This is a genomic window from Mesorhizobium sp. LSJC285A00, from assembly GCF_000503155.1.
Lineage (GTDB): Bacteria > Pseudomonadota > Alphaproteobacteria > Rhizobiales > Rhizobiaceae > Mesorhizobium.
The window spans coordinates 26,205-41,201 of record NZ_AYVK01000054.1; the positions used below are offsets into that span (position 1 = coordinate 26,205).

The following is a 14,997-nucleotide window of genomic DNA, read 5'->3' on the forward strand; positions in this document are numbered from 1 at the left end:
AAACCGATACGAAATGGCGCAAAAGAGGTGCATTCCATGAACGGCTTGATTTTCGAGGCGCTGAAGCGGACGCTGAAGGCCAAGGGCGTCACCTATCGTGAGCTTGCCGGGCGGATGGGCGTTTCCGAGCCGACGGTGAAGCGCATCTTCCACGAGCGCAACTGCAAGCTCGACCGTCTCATCGGGATCTGCGCTGCCGCCGGCGTCGAGCTGGAAAACGTGCTGGGGTCGATGAACCGGGGGCCGGGACCGGTCAATCGCATCGCGCCGGAGATCGAGCGCAAGCTCGCGGGACGGCCGGCGCTGCTGTTCATCTTCGTCATGCTGTCGGAGAAGTTCACGCCCGAAGGCGTCATGCGCTCGCAAGGCTTGAGCGAAGCCTCGATGTTCCTTTATCTGCGCGATCTCGAAGCGATCGGCCTGATCGCATTGGGCAGCGGGCTGTCGGCACGGCTGCTGGTCGACACACCGATCCAGTGGAATTTCGAAGGGCCGCTCAGGCCGCTATTCGAGATGACAAACAAGAATTTCATCGGCTGGGCGATCACCCATCTGGAGCGGGAAGCGACCTTCGTCTCTTTCTCCAGGCGGATGCGGCCGGAGACGGCGGAGATGGTGAAGCGCGAGGCGGAGGAACTGGCCGAGCGCGCCAAACTGCTCGCCCATCACGACCAGCACACGACGCCGGAAGACGGGCTGACCGGCTACAAATGGACGTTTGCTTTTGGCGCAACCCCGTTTCCGGCGATCATGCCGATCGGCCCGCACCCCAGGGATGCCGGTGCGTCCGACCGGCCCACCGCTCCGGCAAAGGGACGCCGCCCGTTGCCGGCCTGACTGGGCCATCATCCGAGCAGGATTGCATCTGGCGGCTGAGCTTGTCGCGCTCCAGTCCGGAGGTGCTTCAAAAATGAAGCCACATTCATGATAGAGTTCGCGCGCTGATTTGCCAGACTGTACGGGGCGGGTTTGCCGAATGCGTGACCGTCCCCGCAAAATCGAAGTGATCCTATGCCGACCGCGCCAACACTTGAACTTCGCCGCTATTCGCGCCTGAAAAATTTGCGGGAGCGCGCAGAACGCCAGGGTGCTGCATTGCAGTTCTGGGCGCGCACGGCATCGCTCGCCGTGATCTCCTGCTTCTTTTCCTTGATCAGCCGCTGGGATGCCTCGCTGCTCTTCGTGCTGGCGGGCCTCGCGCTGTTCCAACTCGTCGGCCTGATCCAGTTTCGCTTTGCGCGCCGTCGCAACGCGCCATGGTGGATCGGTTACCTCGTCGGTACGCTGGACATCATTCTGTTGACCGTTCTGCTGGTAACGCCCAACCCGTTTTCCCTCGAGGTCGCGCCGGCCGCGATGCAACTGCGCGAGGGCAGCTTCAAATTCCTGCTGATTTTCGTATGCCTTGGCGCGCTGACCCTTTCGACACGATTGGCGCTCTATCTCGGCGCGCTCGCGGCCTTGACGTGGACGATCGGGGTGGGATGGGTGGTTTTTCATGCGGGAACCGTCATTCCGGCAACGAACCTCTATTCGCTGCCGATGACAGAGCGACTGAATCTCTATCTCAACCCCAATTTCGTCGATACGTTCGCGCAGGCGACCAATGTGTTGGTTGTGCTGATTATCGGCGCGATCATGGCGCTGGTCGTCTCTCGTTCCCGACATCTGTCGGAAGACTATGTCAAGGCGGAGCGCGCCCGCGCCAATCTCGCCCGGCATTTTTCGCCCAATGTCGTCGACCAGCTCGCCACGGATGACGAGCCCTTCGGCCCGGTCCGCCGGCAGGATATCGCGGTGCTGTTCGCCGACATCGTCGGCTTCACACACTATTCCGAGGATCATCCGGCCGAAGCAGTGTTCGAACTACTGCGTCAGTTCCACCGTCGCATGGAGCAGGTCGTTTTCGACCACCATGGCACCGTCGACAACTATATCGGCGATTGCATCATGGCGACCTTCGGGGTTCCGCAAGCCAGCCATGACGACGCAACCCGGGCCATCCGGTGCGCTGAAGCGATGATCGCCGCTATCGAAGACTGGAATGTCCAGCGTGTGTCCAGAGGATATCCGCCGCTGGACGTTCGGATCGGTGCACAATATGGCGCCGTCGTCCTCGGCGCGGTCGGCAGCGAGCGCAACCTGTCCTTCGCGGTGGTGGGCGACACCGTCAACGTCGCCAGCCGTTTGCAGGCGCTCTGCCGGGAGCTTCAGGCGAATATTTGCTTTGGGTCACGACTGATTGAGGCCGCGAAGGCGGAATCGCTCGGGACACAGCTGAATGCGCGCGATCATGGACCGGTTAGCATCCGCGGCCGGGACGAACCGGTCCATGTCTGGGTCGAACACAGAGCCGAAAACCAGGGCGCTATTGCGGTTTCGGCGTGATGCAGGCCGCCATGTGAGACGCCTGCACCTCGGCAGGATGGACGCCAGAAACCTCGACAGGATCGCGCCCGCCAGCGTGCGCAAAGCTGGCCCGTTCGAGAGCGACTTTCGCTGCCGCATCGATGCGGTTTGGTCGAAATGGTTAGCCGTGCGTTTTCAAATGCAGCATCGGATGGTGTTCGTAGTGCCCGGCGCCATTCTTCACGATCGGGTCCTCCGAGGTGATCGCCTCTATGTCCAGATCATCGGCAATCCGATAGAGCGACACCCCATAACCGCCAGCCGGGTCCATCACGGGGCCGTGCGCGACGATAAGCCTCTTTTCAAGCAGGTCATCCAGGAATGCTCCGTGCTCCTTCATCCACTCTTCCTCATCGGTGGTCATCGTTGCCAGAAAGTCGGAACGCGGCGGAATATATTTGCACAAATAGGACTTCATTCGTCGCTCCTCGGCGAAAGGAGGCTCGCCTGCCGGACTGGCCTGGCGATGCCGTGATTTTAGATCAATCGGCCACGCCCATCTGCTTGCGGAAGCTCTTGTCGAACATGTTTTCGGGCACGAAGCGCCGCATGAAGCGAAGACGGCCTGCCGTTTTGCCAGGCGTATAGCGCATGCTCGGCGTCTTTTCGGTGGCTGCCTGTACCACTTTGTCGGCCACGGCTTCCACCGGATCGCCGCTCGCGATTCTGTTGCGCCAGGTCGAATTCATGGCTGAGCGCCCCTGTTCGTAGACGCCGGAAATCCGGTCAGGCTGTTCGGCGTTCTCTTCCAGTCCGGTGCGGGTGAAGGCGGGCTCGACAAGGGAAACCCTGATGCCGAACGTTCGAAGTTCGTGATCGAGCGACTCGGAATATCCTTCGACTGCGTGTTTGGTGGCGGTGTAGAGGGCGGTGAATGGCCCCGGCAGGAAACCGGACACCGAACTGATGTTGATGATCCGGCCCTCGCCCTGTCTGCGCATGATGGGCAGCACTTCATTGGTCATGCGAACGATGCCGAAGACATTTATGTCGAACAGGCTTTGGGCTTGAGCGACCGATGATTCCTCGGCGCCGCCGATCAGGCTGCGGCCCGCATTGTTTACCAGTACGTCGATCCGGCCGGCGAGGGCGACAACTTGCTTGATGGCGTCTCTGACGGACCCATCATCGGTGACGTCGCAAGGGACCATGTGAATGCCCTGACGCACTTCGTTGGGCGCAGCTCGGCGGCTGGTGCCGAACACGCGATACCCCGCCCGGATGAGCGCAAGTCCGGCCGCATGCCCGATGCCACCCGAAGCGCCGGTGATCAGCGCGATCTTCTCGGCGCGCGACTGAACTTGTGTCATCTCAACTTTCCTGCCTAATGATTATGATCGTAATCATTAGGTGATAATGACCGCCATAATCATTGTCAAGCGCCTCCGCCACGTCTTATATGTCGATTATCATCAATAGGAGAGGATGCGGTCGTGAAGGTGAGCAAGGAGATGGTCGAGTTAAATCGAGAGCGGGTCATCGATACCGCCGCAAAGCTCTTCCGCGAACAAGGGATCGACGGGATCGGCATTGCCGATCTGATGAGCGCGGCCGGGCTTACCCACGGAGGCTTCTACCGACAATTCAAGTCGAAGGACGACCTCATCGTTCAGGCCATGCAGCGGGCCTTCAGTGACATGAGCGCCGATCTATCCGCCCGGCTCGCTTCGACCGATACTCCGTTTGAGACGCTCGTGCGCCACTACATCTCGGACCATCATCGCGACAATCCGGGGCACGGATGCAGCCTCACCGCACTGGCGGCCGATGCCGCCCGGCACGACGATCCAGCGCTTCGATCGTTCTTCGGAAGCATCGTCAGCAATTATGTCGCGTTGATCATTTCACTCCTGCCGGGAAGCGACCCGGCCGCGAAGCGGAGTGCCGCGATCGCATTCCTAGCGGAAATGGTCGGATCGGTGATCCTCTCCCGCGTCGTGCCCGATCCGACGCTTTCCGCTGAGATCATCGACACTGTCTCGAATGATCTCATAGGGCGCCACTCGCCATCGGCGCCGGTTTGAATGGTTGCTATTCGGCGGCCTTCGCCTCAGCGGCCCTATCTTCCCAGGTCACCGCCCGGTAGTCGAAACCAAATTCCAGCGTCGGTTTCACGATGCGGAAGAAGGGCGACAGGTCGAAGTCGCGCGGCGTGTAGAGCGAGTGGTGGCGGATGTGCAGGATTTCGCGGCGCGAATAGTTCGACTGCGCCGAGGCGCGGCCGGGCGCGCGGGTGATCTCGGGCAGGATCGGGTAGCGGATCTCGCCATAGGCTTCGGCGATCAGCGTCGAGCAAATGGCGCGCGTCGGATCGCCGGAACCGAAAGCCAGCATGCGGCGGCGCCAGCGCACCGGCACCGGTGGCGTCGGCAGCAAAAAGCGCAGCAAGTCGAAAATGTTCTTGAGATCGTATTTCAGGCCGAGCTTGCCGATCATGAAGGCGACGACATGGTCGCGGTCTTCCGGCGCCAGCCCGCTCGCCCGGCAGATACGGGTGTTGTAGGTGCGGTAGCGCGACAGCGGCACGGCGACACAGCCTTCGCCGAGCGTGACTTCGATCAGCCGACGCCGTTCCGATCCGTCCTCCGGTTCGGACAACGCATCGCCGATATAGAAGGCCGCATGCGACCAGGTCGACTGTGTCAGGTATTTGATGGCCGCGGAGATCTTCTGGTTGCCTTCGATGAGCAGGATGTCGCCGGGTTCGAGCGTGCGCCGCAACGTCTCGGCGTCGGACGGCGTGTAGGGCTCATAGCCCGAGGATTCGTCCTGCAGCCGGCCGGCAAGCCAGCGGCCAAGGCGGTCGAGAATCGTGTCGCGCGGCGCGGTCATGGCAAAGTGTGACTAGCACGAGGTGACGTCCTCGGCCATGATCAACCGACCGGGACCTCTTTCGACAATACCGGGCCGGCGAGGTCGTCGCGCGCATTGCGCGCGAGTTTCTTTGTCGAGCGCTTGGGGCTGTCGCCGAACAGCTCGGCCGCTCCGGCGAGGCAGCTCTTCTTCAGGCTTTTTTCCGAGCGCTTCAAAAGCTTGCCAAGAAGCCTTTTCTCCTGCGCATCGCCGAGCGGCTCACCGTCGGCCTCGAGCAACACGCGCATGACGAAGACGTCGTGCAGTTCGCCGAGCCTTTCGCCCAGTTCGTCGACCGCCTTGCGCCGCACCTTGATCGGCGTCGGCCACAGCCGGCCGAGCAGCGACAAATGCATCGAGTGGGTCTTGGCAGCCTTGCGCAGATCGTGGAAATCCTCTGCTTCGCCGCGCGATCCCGCCCGGTCCAGCGCCTTCCTGGCACGGCGCAAGGTCTTGCGAGCGCCTTCCGCAACCACATCGGCTGCATGCTCAGGCAGATCGGGGAGCAGCAGCCGCTCGATCCGGATCAGGCCTTCCTCGCAGGCGGCCGTGGCCGCGCCTATGGCGGCGTCGAGGCCGGCGCCGGCATGCATTTCATGCTGGCGGGCAATCAGCCGGTCGCGCACGCTGTCGAGGCCGCCGCCGGCAACCTGCTCGGGAAAGGCGGCTGCCAGCCGGTCGACGGTCTCGACCAGCGCGGTCGCCTCGCGCGGCCCGGCAAGCAGCGCCGCCACCTGACGGTAGCATTGGTTCTCAGTCCGACAGAATGTTTCATTTCCGGAACGGACCAGCCGCAGCAAGGCGCGCNTCTTCAGCCGCTTGCGGCATTTGTGCAATGCCTGCTCCGGCTGGTCGCGCGCGACGGCCAGATGGGCAAGCGCCTTGCCGATCTCCTCGCCAAGGATACGCCTGACCTCGCCGGTCAGCGGCAGGCGCGGATCGATGCGAAAGCTCATGCGGCGATCTCCGGAATCCCCCTAGAGCATGATGCCGAAAAGTGTGAAGCGGTTTTCGGACGACATCATGCTCCATCTCTTTTGATTTAGAGCCGGATTCCGATTTTAGGTCGACCCGACCTCAAATCATCCGGCTCTAGGGCGAGCGACGCGTTGTAAAATCTCTGCTCGCCGGTCACTTCGCGGCCGAGCCAATCAGGCAGCATTTCGTCAGGTACATCCTCCGGCGTCTCCAGCTCGGCCACCACAAGGCCGGCTAGAATCCCGCCGAAAACATCGACTTCGTAGAGATAGCCGCGATGCCTAACATGGTGGCGTGTCTTCTCGATGACATGTCCGATGGCGAAGGCCAGCATTTCCTCTGCGTCCGCCAGTGGAATTTCATATTCGTATTCGTCACGCTCGCGGATCCTGCTGCCGAATTTGAGCGTCAGCTTCGCCGAACTGCCGTCGCTGATGCGCACGCGCACGGTGCGGCCAGGTGCTGCGGCAAGGTAGAACTGGCGAATGCGTATATTCGCCTCGGCCATTTCTAGCCATTCGGCGGTGGAGACCAGGAACTTGCGTTCGACTTCCTTGCCCATGGCCGCGCACTAAAGCGTCTGCGGCCCGACATGGCAAGCGGCCGTAGATAATCAATTTGACTTTAATCAATCGATTGATTAAACACGCCGACATGATCAAATCCGCGCCCGACAAAATGCCCCGCCAGGAGACATCGCCCGCCGAGCAGACGCGCGCCGCACTGGTGCTGGCCGCGCTCAAACTGTTTGGGCGGCAGGGCTTCGACGGCACCTCGACGCGCGAGATCGCGGCGGAGGCGAAGGCCAACATCGGCTCCATCGCCTATCATTTCGGCGGCAAGGAAGGGCTGCGCGGGGCCGCCGCCGACCACATCGTTGAGACCATCCAGGCGGTTGCCGGCCATGCGCTCGGCGGCATGCAGCTGCAAGGTCAAGCCAGTTCAGAGACGGCGCGGGCGCAGCTCTCGACCGCATTGGAGCGGATGGTAGGATTTGTCGTCGCCAGGCCGGAGGCGGGCGAGATCGTACAATTCGTACTTAGAGAGTTGTCGCATCCGACGGCCGCCCTCGACCGCATCTATGACGGGGTGTTCGAACCGACGCATCGCCGCCTCTGCCAGATCTGGGAACAGGCGACGGGCGAGCCGGCCGAAAGCGAGGCCACCAAGCTCGTGGTCTTCACGCTGATCGGCCAGGTCATCTATTTCCGCATCGGCCGCGAAGCAGTGATGCGTCGTATGGGCTGGCGCGAGATCGGTAACACCGAAGCCGCCAAGGTGGTGGCGGCGGTCACAAGCAATCTTGGCGCCATACTGGCGGCCCGAAATCCGGTCGCCCGCAAGGAGGGCAAGCGATGAGTTTTCTCTGTTCCCTGCCGCTCGCAGCCCAGCTGTTCGGCGCCTGCGCGCCGGCAGCGCCGCTTGCCGTCGGCTATGTCGAGGGCGACTATGTCTTGCTGGCGCCGATCGAAGTGGCGCAGGTCGAGACCGTCGCGGTCAAGCGCGGCGACCGTGTTGTATCAGGCACGCCTGTGGTGACTCTCGAAAGCGCCGACGCAAAAATCGCCGTCGCCCAGGCAGAGGCCGCGCTCGCCCAGGCGCATGCGCAGCTGGCCGACCTGCAGATCGGCAAGCGGCCGGAGGAGATCGCGGTGCTGAAGGCCGAGGTCGACATGGCCAAGGCCCAGGCCACGGATGCCAAGCGCAAATACGACCGCGCCGCCGACCTGTTCAAGCGCGGTGCCGGCACGCAGGCCGACTACGACACCGCAGCCGCGACGCTGGAGACCGCCAATGCGCAGGTCGGCCAGGCGCAGGCCAACCTCGCCGTCGGCGGTCTGCCTGCGCGTCCCGAAACGATCAAGGCGGCAGACAATCAGGTCAAACAGGCGCAGTCGGCGTTGAAGCAGTCTGAGTGGCGGCTGTCGAAGCGCGTGCTGGCGGCACCCTCGCCCGGCCGCATCAATGACGTCATCCGCAATCCCGGCGACACCGCCGGTCCGACCGCGCCTGTCATTTCGATGTTGCCGGACGGTGCGGTAAAGCTCAGCGTCTATGTCCCGGAAAGTGCGTTCTCGTCGATCAAGGTCGGCACGCTGCTTGTCGTCCATTGCGACGGCTGCGGGCCGGAGGTGAAGGCGCGCGTCAGCTATGTCTCGCCCGACCCGGAATTCACCCCGCCGGTGATCTACTCGCTCGAGAACCGGCAGAAGCTGGTCTACCTCGTCGAGGCGCGGCCTGAGGGCAAGGCGCAAGCGCTGCAGCCGGGACAGATCGTCGATGTCGAGCTGGCGGCCTCCGCAAAATGAACGCCATCGACGTTCATGGCCTGGTCAAGCGTTTCGGCGACAAGACTGTCGTCGACCATGTGACGATGACGGTGGCCGAGGGCGAGATCGTCGGCTTTCTCGGGCCCAACGGGTCCGGCAAGACGACGACCATCCGCATCATGTGCGGCCTGCTGACGCCCGACGAGGGCGAAGGTACGGTGCTGGGTTTCAACATCCGCACCGAGTCGCTCCGCATCAAGCGCGAAGTCGGCTACATGACGCAGAAATTCTCGTTCTACGAGGATTTGACGATCGGCGAGAATCTCGAATTCGTGGCGCGGCTCTACCGGCTGAAGCCGGTCGAGGAGCATGTGTCGAAAACGCTGGAAGAGCTTGGCCTGACGAGCCGCCGCAACCAGCTCGCCGGCACGCTGTCGGGCGGCTGGAAGCAGCGGCTGGCACTGGCCGCCTGCATCATGCACAAGCCGAAGCTGCTGCTGCTCGACGAGCCGACCGCCGGCGTCGATCCGAAGGCGCGGCGCGAATTCTGGGACGAGATCCACCGGCTGGCGAGCGGCGGTCTGACCGTGCTGGTGTCCACCCACTACATGGACGAAGCCGAGCGCTGCCACCGCATCAGCTACATCTCCTACGGCAAGATGCTGGCCACCGGCACGGTGGACGAGGTGGTGACGAATGCCGGTCTGACCACCTTCGTGCTGCAGGGACCGCGCCTCGACCAGGTCGCCGATGCACTCAGGGACCGGCCCGGCGTCGACCAGGTGGCGCCGTTCGGCGCGACGCTGCATGTCGTCGGCTCCGACAAGGCAAAGCTCGAAAAGGCGCTCGCCGATGTCGAGAAGGAGCACAAGGGCGTCAGCGTAAAACCCGGCGAGACCAGCCTCGAGGACGTCTTCATCCAGTTCATGTCCGGCTCGAAGGACAATATGGCATGAACAGCGTCTTCTCCTTCGCCAGGCTCGGTGCGCTGCTGATCAAGGAATTCATCCAGATGCGGCGCGACCGCATCACCTTCGCCATGATGCTGGGCGTGCCGCTTTTGCAGCTGGTGCTGTTCGGCTACGCCATCAACAACGATCCCAAAAGCCTGCCTGCCGCACTGGTGGCGACCAGCAACGACCCCTACACCCGCGCCATTGTCGCGGCCCTGCAGACGACCGGCTACTACCGCTTCGACCATGTTGCGCAAAGTGCCGAGGCTGCCGAATTCCTGATGGCCCGCGGCGATGTCGCCTTCGTCGTCACCATCCCGGCCGATTTCGGCCGCCGGGTGGAGCGCGGCGACAATCCGCAGATACTCATCGAGGCCGACGCCACCGACCCGGCCGCCGCCAGCGGCGCCATCTCGACGCTAAGCAAAGTGGCCAGCCAGGCACTGCTTCGGGCGCAAGGCACGCAGGAGGCGGCGAGTGAGGCCGCCAGGGGCCAGCTCGATGTGGTGGTGCACCAGCGCTACAATCCGGAAGGCATCTCGCAATACAACATCGTGCCCGGCCTGCTCGGCGTCATCCTGCAGATGACCCTGGTGATGATGACCTCGATCGCGCTGACCCGCGAGACCGAGCGCGGCACGATGGAAAACCTGCTCGCCATGCCGTCCAGCCCGTTCGAGATCATGCTGGGCAAGGTGCTGCCCTATCTTGTGGTCGGTGGCGTCCAGGTGGTGGTGGTGCTGGCGGCGTCGAAGCTCTTGTTCGCCATCCCCTTCACCGGTTCCATGTCGCTGCTGCTTACAGCCGTATTGGTGTTCGTGCTGGCGCTGGTGCTGCTTGGCTACACCATCTCGACCATCGCCCGCACGCAGATGCAGGCGCTGCAGCTGACCTTCTTCTTCTTCCTGCCGTCGATCCTGCTGTCCGGCTTCATGTTCCCCTATCGCGGCATGCCGGGCTGGGCGCAGACCTTCGGCGAGATTTTTCCGCTGACGCATTTTCTGCGCATCACCCGCGCGGTGATGCTGAAGGGCGCCGAACTGCCGGCGGTTGCGGGCGAGATCGCCTGGCTGGTCGGGTTCGTGGCCTTGTTTGCCGGCGTCGCATTGGTGCGGTTCAGGCGCACGCTCGACTGAGCGTTCAGGAATTGAGCGATCGCGGACCGCTGACGAACGGACTGCCCCTGACATAGAACCGCAGCGGGCGGTCCGCATCCTTCGTGATGCCGATGCGGATGCCTTGGCCGATGTCGCCGGCCTGATGCTCGTCGGCTGCCAGCCATAGCGGGCCTTGGCGGCACAGATCGAGGCCGTCCAGCGAACGGTCGATCCGCAATGCCTGGGCGAGCCGCCCCGGCCCGCGCGCCAGGTCGCGCAGGCGCTCCACGCCCCGGTTCAGCCGCATGATGGCGATGCCTTCGAGCGGCTCCAGCGCCCGGATCAGCACGCCGGTGCCGGTGCCCGGCCCCTCGCTCGAGACATTGAGCATCCAGGAGACCCCATAGGCGAGGTAGACGTAGGCGTGTCCGGGCCCGAGGAACAGCGAACGGTTGCGCGGCGTCATGCCGCGATAGCCGTGCCCGGCGGCGTCGCCGGTGACATAGGCCTCGGTCTCGACGATACGGCCGCTGACGATGCCTTCCGGCAGCTCCCGCACCACGAGCTTGCCGATGAGATAGCGGGCGAGATCGGCCGTATCATCAGGCAGTTCGGCACGATCGAGCGGATGGTGGCCGGTCATGCTACCGCCGCCGTGTTTCAAGGTATCCGTTCGACCCATTGCGCGCGCGACTGCCCCGGCTCGAACGGATCGCCGAAATACTGGGTCTCGCGAACCACCTTGCCATCGACGAACTCCATTATGCTCACCCTATAGGACGGAATCCCGTCATAGGTCAGGACATATTCGGTTATCCAGAGGTCGCCTGACCCGGTGATCCGCCGCATGGCAAAGCGCTTCCGGTTGGGCTGCGTGGCGCGCGACGACTGGATGTTGTGCCGTCCGCTGATGCGCTCGCCTGATTGCGGATAATCGAGCACCGCGTCCTCGCGATAGATCTGATGCTCCGTCTCGAGATCATTGGCATCGGAGGCAGCCCAATGGCGATCGAGAGCCGCCCTTATCTCAGCGTCTGCCATATCGGTTCTCAGGCCGCGGCCATGATCTCGGCATAGGTGGTGAAATCGACATTGCCGCCTGACAGCACGACGGCGACGCATTTGCCCGACAGTTCGATCTCGCCTGACGAGAGCGCCGCCAGCGCCACGCAGCCGCCGGGTTCGACCACCAGCTTGAGATGGGCCATGGCGTCGCGCACCGCCTGTGCGGCCGCCTTGTCGGAGACGGCGATGGCGCCGGCGAGGTTCTTGCGGTTGATCTCGAAGGTGATGGCACCGGGCTCTGCGGTGAGGATGGCATCGCAGATCGAACTGTGGCCGGGCTCGTTGGAAACCCTTTTTCCCTCGATCAGCGAGCGGCGGGTATCGTCGAAATGCTCGGGCTCAACGGCCCAGACTGCCGTGGCCGGCGAGGCATCCTTGACGGCGATCGAAATGCCGCTCGTCAGGCCGCCGCCTCCACAGGGAATGACGACCGCGTCGAGGCTGACGCCGAGCGCTTTTGCCTGGCGCATCAGTTCGAGACCGATCGTGCCCTGGCCGGCGATGATGGCCGGATCGTCGAAAGGAGGCACCAGCACCATGCCCTTGTCCATGTAGGGTCGCACCACCGTCATGCGGTCGTCGCGAAAGCGGTCGAACGGCACCACTTCGGCGCCCATCTTGCGGACATTGGCGATCTTCATCGCCGGCGCGTCGGCCGGCATGGCAATGACCGCCTTGACGCCGAACATGGCAGCCGCCGCGGCGACGCCCTGAGCATGGTTGCCGGAGGAGAAGGCGACGACGCCGCGGCTGCGCTCTTCTTCGCTCAGCGAAGACAGTTTGTTGTAGGCGCCGCGGAACTTGAACGAGCCGGTGCGCTGCAGCGTCTCCGGCTTGAACAGGATGCGGCCGCCGAAGCGCTTGTTGAGTTCCAGCGATTCGATCAAGGTCGTTTCGGCGATCAGGCCGGAGAGCCGCGCGGCGGCGGCATGGATGTCGGCGATGCCGGGAAGCGTGGTCATGGCGAAGTCCTGAAAGCGATGAGATCGGCGCATGGTGCACGCAAAGGCAGGCCACGCACCAATGAAAAAATGTGACCGTTACAAAGTTTGACGGGCATGAGCGGCGACGAGGTCAAACTGGCCCACCTCTCCCGCCTTTATCCGCCGGGCCGTATCGGCTAAGGGCGGGGAGCAGAATTCCGGACCGCCAGAAATGACCGCCAAGCCAAAACCCCTGTTCCTCGGTATTGACACCGGTGGCACCTATACCGATGCCGTGCTGTGGTCGGAACAAGGCGGGCCAAAAGGCAAGGTGCTGGCCAAGGCCAAGGCGCTGACGACGCGGCACGATCTTGCCGTCGGCATTTCCGGCGCGGTCGATGCGGTGCTGGAAAAATCGGCCACTGATCCGGCCGCCATCAAACTCGTGTCGATGTCGACGACGCTCGCCACCAATGCGCTGGTCGAGGGCCAGGGTGGGCGTGTGGCGCTCATCATGATCGGCTTTACCGGGGCCGACCTTGCGCGCGACGGGCTGAAGACCGCGCTCGGCACCGATCCGGTGGTGTTTTGTCCGGGCGGCCATGACGTGCACGGCAATGCGGCCAAGCTCGATCTGTCGGGGCTGGAAGCAGCACTCCCTGAACTCGGCGCCTCGGTGTCGGGCTTTGCCGTGTGCGCCTATTTCGCCACCCGCAACCCGGCGCATGAACTCGCCGCGCGCGACCTCATCCGCGAAAAGACCGGCCTGCCGGTGACCGCCAGCCATGAATTGTCGGCCAAGCTCGGCGGTCCGCGTCGCGCGCTCACCACCTTGCTCAACGCCAGGCTGATCTCGATGATCGACCGGCTGGTGGCGGCAACCGAAGGATTTTTGGAAGCCCGCAACATCGCAGCGCCCCTGATGGTGGTGCGCGGCGATGGCGCGCTGGTTTCGGCGGCGTTTGCCCGCCAGCGGCCGATCGAGACCATCCTCTCCGGCCCGGCCGCCAGCCTGGTCGGCGCCCGCCACATGACGGGCCTGGACAACGCCATGGTGTCCGACATTGGCGGCACCACCACCGATGTCGCCGTGCTCGATGGTGGCCGGCCCCGGCTCGACCCCGAAGGCGCCACCGTCGGTGGCTTCCGCACCATGGTCGAGGCGGTCGCCATGCGCACCTTCGGCCTCGGCGGCGATTCCGAAGTGGCGCTGGAAGATGGCGCGCTCAACCCGAAGATCCTGCTCGGGCCGCGCCGCCTGGTGCCACTGGCGCTGGCCGGCATGATGCATGGTGTTTCCGTGACATCGGAGCTCGAGCGCCAGCTCAGGGTGCCCAACCCCGGCCGCATGGACGGCCGCTTTGCGTTGCGCACCGGCGTGCCGGACAGGCTCGCCGCCGGCCTGACCGCGCCCGAGGCGAAACTGTATGAACTGATTGGTGCCGTGCCGCTCGCCATCGACAGGCTGCTCACCTCGAACGCCCAGAACGCCACGCTGAACCGGCTGGTCTCGCGCGGTCTTGTGCATATCTCGGGCTTCACCCCCTCGGACGCCGCCCATGTGCTCGGCAAGCAGGCCAACTGGGACCCGCTTGCGGCCCGGCTCGGCGCCGAACTGTTTGCCCGCAAGCGTGATGGGCGAGGCCAGTACATCGCGCCGTCTCCGGAGGTGATTTCCGAACGCGTGCTGCTGACGCTCACGCGCTGGTCGGCCGAATACATTCTGGAGACAGCCTTTGCCGAGGATGGGCTGGATGGCGCCGCCACCGTCGCGCATGCGCTGGTGCAGCGCGCCGTCGATTCCCATCCCGGCATCGCAAGGCTCAGCGTCGCGCTCGATCGTCCGGTCATTGGCCTCGGCGCCTCGGCGCCGCTGCACTATGCCGGCTTGGCCGAGCTGGTCGGTAATGAGTGCGTGGTGCCGGAGGATACTGATGTCGCCAACGCGCTCGGCGCTGTCGTCGGCCAGGTCCGCGTCTCCGCCGAAGCCCGCGTCAGCCAGCCCAGGGAAGGTTTGTTTCGTTTGGCGTCGGGGCAAACGGTGCGCGACTTCACGGACGAGGCCGAGGCGATCGCGGCAGCGGAGGCTGATGTGCGGGCGATTGTGGCCGAGCGGGCGAAAAATGCCGGCACCGACAACGCTGAGATAGAAGTTTCGACCGAGTTCAAGGTGTCTACGGTTGAGGCCCAACGGATGTTTATCGAAGCGCATGTGGTGGCGGTTGCATCGGGTCGGCCGAGGATTGCGGTTTAATGCATGTCGCCCAGAAGTGTGCCGCGGTTCTGGGACAACAACATGCATCAAAACAAAGACTTAAAGCGCGTCGTATGAATCCGTTCAGCGCGACGCGCTTTAGGGCAATCTCCCCCCACAAGGGCATAGGCGCTAAGATAGGTATTGCCTTGCGGAATCGGGTGTGATTCTACGCTGCGATGACACACGAATCGC

Annotated in this window: 16 protein-coding genes; 8 read left to right on the forward strand and 8 right to left on the reverse strand. The window is 63.7% G+C overall.

All coding sequences use genetic code 11. The annotated features are described in order from the left end of the window. The first annotated feature begins 36 nt into the window (after positions 1-36). Both X726_RS139985 and X726_RS139980 read left to right on the forward strand, forming a co-directional pair. Positions 37-837 carry a helix-turn-helix transcriptional regulator gene (locus X726_RS139985; RefSeq protein WP_023673279.1) on the forward strand — a complete coding sequence of 267 codons (801 nt, stop codon included), beginning with the start codon at positions 37-39 and terminating at the stop codon, positions 835-837. A 174-nt stretch (positions 838-1,011) separates the two neighbouring features. Beyond that, entirely contained in the window at positions 1,012-2,388 is a 1,377-nt protein-coding gene (locus X726_RS139980; RefSeq protein WP_023673280.1) for an adenylate/guanylate cyclase domain-containing protein, read from the forward strand. Between the two features lie 142 nt (positions 2,389-2,530). On the opposite strand, the gene X726_RS139975 is transcribed toward X726_RS139980, so the two are convergent. Then, a complete protein-coding gene (locus X726_RS139975) occupies positions 2,531-2,827 on the reverse strand; it encodes a YciI family protein (protein WP_023673281.1) in 297 nt (98 codons plus the stop codon). Positions 2,828-2,891: 64 nt separating this feature from the next. Further along, on the reverse strand, positions 2,892-3,719 hold the full coding sequence (locus X726_RS139970) for an oxidoreductase (RefSeq protein ID WP_023673282.1): 828 nt from the start codon (positions 3,717-3,719) through the stop codon (positions 2,892-2,894). A 123-nt stretch (positions 3,720-3,842) separates the two neighbouring features. Here X726_RS139970 and X726_RS139965 point away from each other — a divergent pair, with 123 nt between their 5' ends. Further along, entirely contained in the window at positions 3,843-4,433 is a 591-nt protein-coding gene (locus tag X726_RS139965; RefSeq protein WP_023673283.1) for a TetR/AcrR family transcriptional regulator, read from the forward strand. Between the two features lie 7 nt (positions 4,434-4,440). On the opposite strand, the gene X726_RS139960 is transcribed toward X726_RS139965, so the two are convergent. From X726_RS139960 to X726_RS139950, 3 genes are all read right to left on the reverse strand, one after another. Further along, positions 4,441-5,241 (reverse strand): hypothetical protein, encoded by an 801-nt coding sequence (locus X726_RS139960; protein WP_023673284.1) that lies wholly within the window; start codon positions 5,239-5,241, stop codon positions 4,441-4,443. 41 nt (positions 5,242-5,282) lie between these two features. Continuing rightward, on the reverse strand, positions 5,283-6,218 hold the full coding sequence (locus tag X726_RS139955) for a CHAD domain-containing protein (protein WP_023673285.1): 936 nt from the start codon (positions 6,216-6,218) through the stop codon (positions 5,283-5,285). A gap of 86 nt (positions 6,219-6,304) precedes the next feature. Further along, complete coding sequence (locus X726_RS139950; protein ID WP_023673286.1) at positions 6,305-6,802, reverse strand: CYTH domain-containing protein; 498 nt, start codon at positions 6,800-6,802, stop codon at positions 6,305-6,307. Between the two features lie 92 nt (positions 6,803-6,894). On the opposite strand from X726_RS139950, the gene X726_RS139945 reads away from it, so the two are divergent. Genes X726_RS139945 through X726_RS139930 form a run of 4 tightly spaced genes read left to right on the forward strand, consistent with a single transcriptional unit; the run spans position 6,895 to position 10,599 of the window. Next, a complete protein-coding gene (locus X726_RS139945) occupies positions 6,895-7,599 on the forward strand; it encodes a CerR family C-terminal domain-containing protein (RefSeq protein ID WP_023673287.1) in 705 nt (234 codons plus the stop codon). Then, the gene (locus X726_RS139940; RefSeq protein ID WP_023673288.1) at positions 7,596-8,549 is read left to right on the forward strand and encodes an HlyD family efflux transporter periplasmic adaptor subunit; all 954 of its coding nucleotides are present in this window, start codon (positions 7,596-7,598) and stop codon (positions 8,547-8,549) included. The genes X726_RS139945 and X726_RS139940 overlap by 4 nt, the downstream gene beginning before the upstream one ends. Continuing rightward, a complete protein-coding gene (locus X726_RS139935; RefSeq protein ID WP_023673289.1) occupies positions 8,546-9,466 on the forward strand; it encodes an ABC transporter ATP-binding protein in 921 nt (306 codons plus the stop codon). Before X726_RS139940 ends, X726_RS139935 begins: the two co-directional genes overlap by 4 nt. Then, entirely contained in the window at positions 9,463-10,599 is a 1,137-nt protein-coding gene (locus tag X726_RS139930; protein ID WP_023673290.1) for an ABC transporter permease, read from the forward strand. Before X726_RS139935 ends, X726_RS139930 begins: the two co-directional genes overlap by 4 nt. 4 nt (positions 10,600-10,603) lie before the next feature. On the opposite strand, the gene X726_RS139925 is transcribed toward X726_RS139930, so the two are convergent. The 3 genes from X726_RS139925 to X726_RS139915 are packed head-to-tail and all read right to left on the reverse strand — an operon-like array spanning position 10,604 to position 12,587. Continuing rightward, positions 10,604-11,203 carry a DNA-3-methyladenine glycosylase gene (locus tag X726_RS139925; RefSeq protein ID WP_023673291.1) on the reverse strand — a complete coding sequence of 200 codons (600 nt, stop codon included), beginning with the start codon at positions 11,201-11,203 and terminating at the stop codon, positions 10,604-10,606. A 17-nt stretch (positions 11,204-11,220) separates the two neighbouring features. Continuing rightward, positions 11,221-11,601 (reverse strand): nuclear transport factor 2 family protein, encoded by a 381-nt coding sequence (locus X726_RS139920; RefSeq protein WP_023673292.1) that lies wholly within the window; start codon positions 11,599-11,601, stop codon positions 11,221-11,223. 8 nt (positions 11,602-11,609) lie between these two features. After that, entirely contained in the window at positions 11,610-12,587 is a 978-nt protein-coding gene (locus X726_RS139915; RefSeq protein WP_023673293.1) for a threonine/serine dehydratase, read from the reverse strand. A gap of 193 nt (positions 12,588-12,780) precedes the next feature. Between X726_RS139915 and X726_RS139910 the strand changes: the two genes are divergently transcribed. Continuing rightward, positions 12,781-14,802, forward strand: coding sequence for a hydantoinase/oxoprolinase family protein (locus tag X726_RS139910; protein ID WP_023673294.1), 2,022 nt, complete (start codon positions 12,781-12,783; stop codon positions 14,800-14,802). The last annotated feature ends 195 nt before the right edge of the window (positions 14,803-14,997 follow it).

Coding starts and splice junctions, on each gene's coding strand:
- X726_RS139970 (WP_023673282.1), bottom strand. CDS start 3,719: ATGACACAAGTTCAGTCGCGCGCCGAGAAGATCGCGCTGATCACCGGC.
- X726_RS139950 (WP_023673286.1), bottom strand. CDS start 6,802: ATGGGCAAGGAAGTCGAACGCAAGTTCCTGGTCTCCACCGCCGAATGG.
- X726_RS139915 (WP_023673293.1), bottom strand. CDS start 12,587: ATGACCACGCTTCCCGGCATCGCCGACATCCATGCCGCCGCCGCGCGG.
- X726_RS139985 (WP_023673279.1), top strand. CDS start 37: ATGAACGGCTTGATTTTCGAGGCGCTGAAGCGGACGCTGAAGGCCAAG.
- X726_RS139910 (WP_023673294.1), top strand. CDS start 12,781: ATGACCGCCAAGCCAAAACCCCTGTTCCTCGGTATTGACACCGGTGGC.
- X726_RS139960 (WP_023673284.1), bottom strand. CDS start 5,241: ATGACCGCGCCGCGCGACACGATTCTCGACCGCCTTGGCCGCTGGCTT.
- X726_RS139975 (WP_023673281.1), bottom strand. CDS start 2,827: ATGAAGTCCTATTTGTGCAAATATATTCCGCCGCGTTCCGACTTTCTG.
- X726_RS139920 (WP_023673292.1), bottom strand. CDS start 11,601: ATGGCAGACGCTGAGATAAGGGCGGCTCTCGATCGCCATTGGGCTGCC.
- X726_RS139980 (WP_023673280.1), top strand. CDS start 1,012: ATGCCGACCGCGCCAACACTTGAACTTCGCCGCTATTCGCGCCTGAAA.
- X726_RS139925 (WP_023673291.1), bottom strand. CDS start 11,203: ATGACCGGCCACCATCCGCTCGATCGTGCCGAACTGCCTGATGATACG.
- X726_RS139940 (WP_023673288.1), top strand. CDS start 7,596: ATGAGTTTTCTCTGTTCCCTGCCGCTCGCAGCCCAGCTGTTCGGCGCC.
- X726_RS139945 (WP_023673287.1), top strand. CDS start 6,895: ATGATCAAATCCGCGCCCGACAAAATGCCCCGCCAGGAGACATCGCCC.
- X726_RS139935 (WP_023673289.1), top strand. CDS start 8,546: ATGAACGCCATCGACGTTCATGGCCTGGTCAAGCGTTTCGGCGACAAG.
- X726_RS139930 (WP_023673290.1), top strand. CDS start 9,463: ATGAACAGCGTCTTCTCCTTCGCCAGGCTCGGTGCGCTGCTGATCAAG.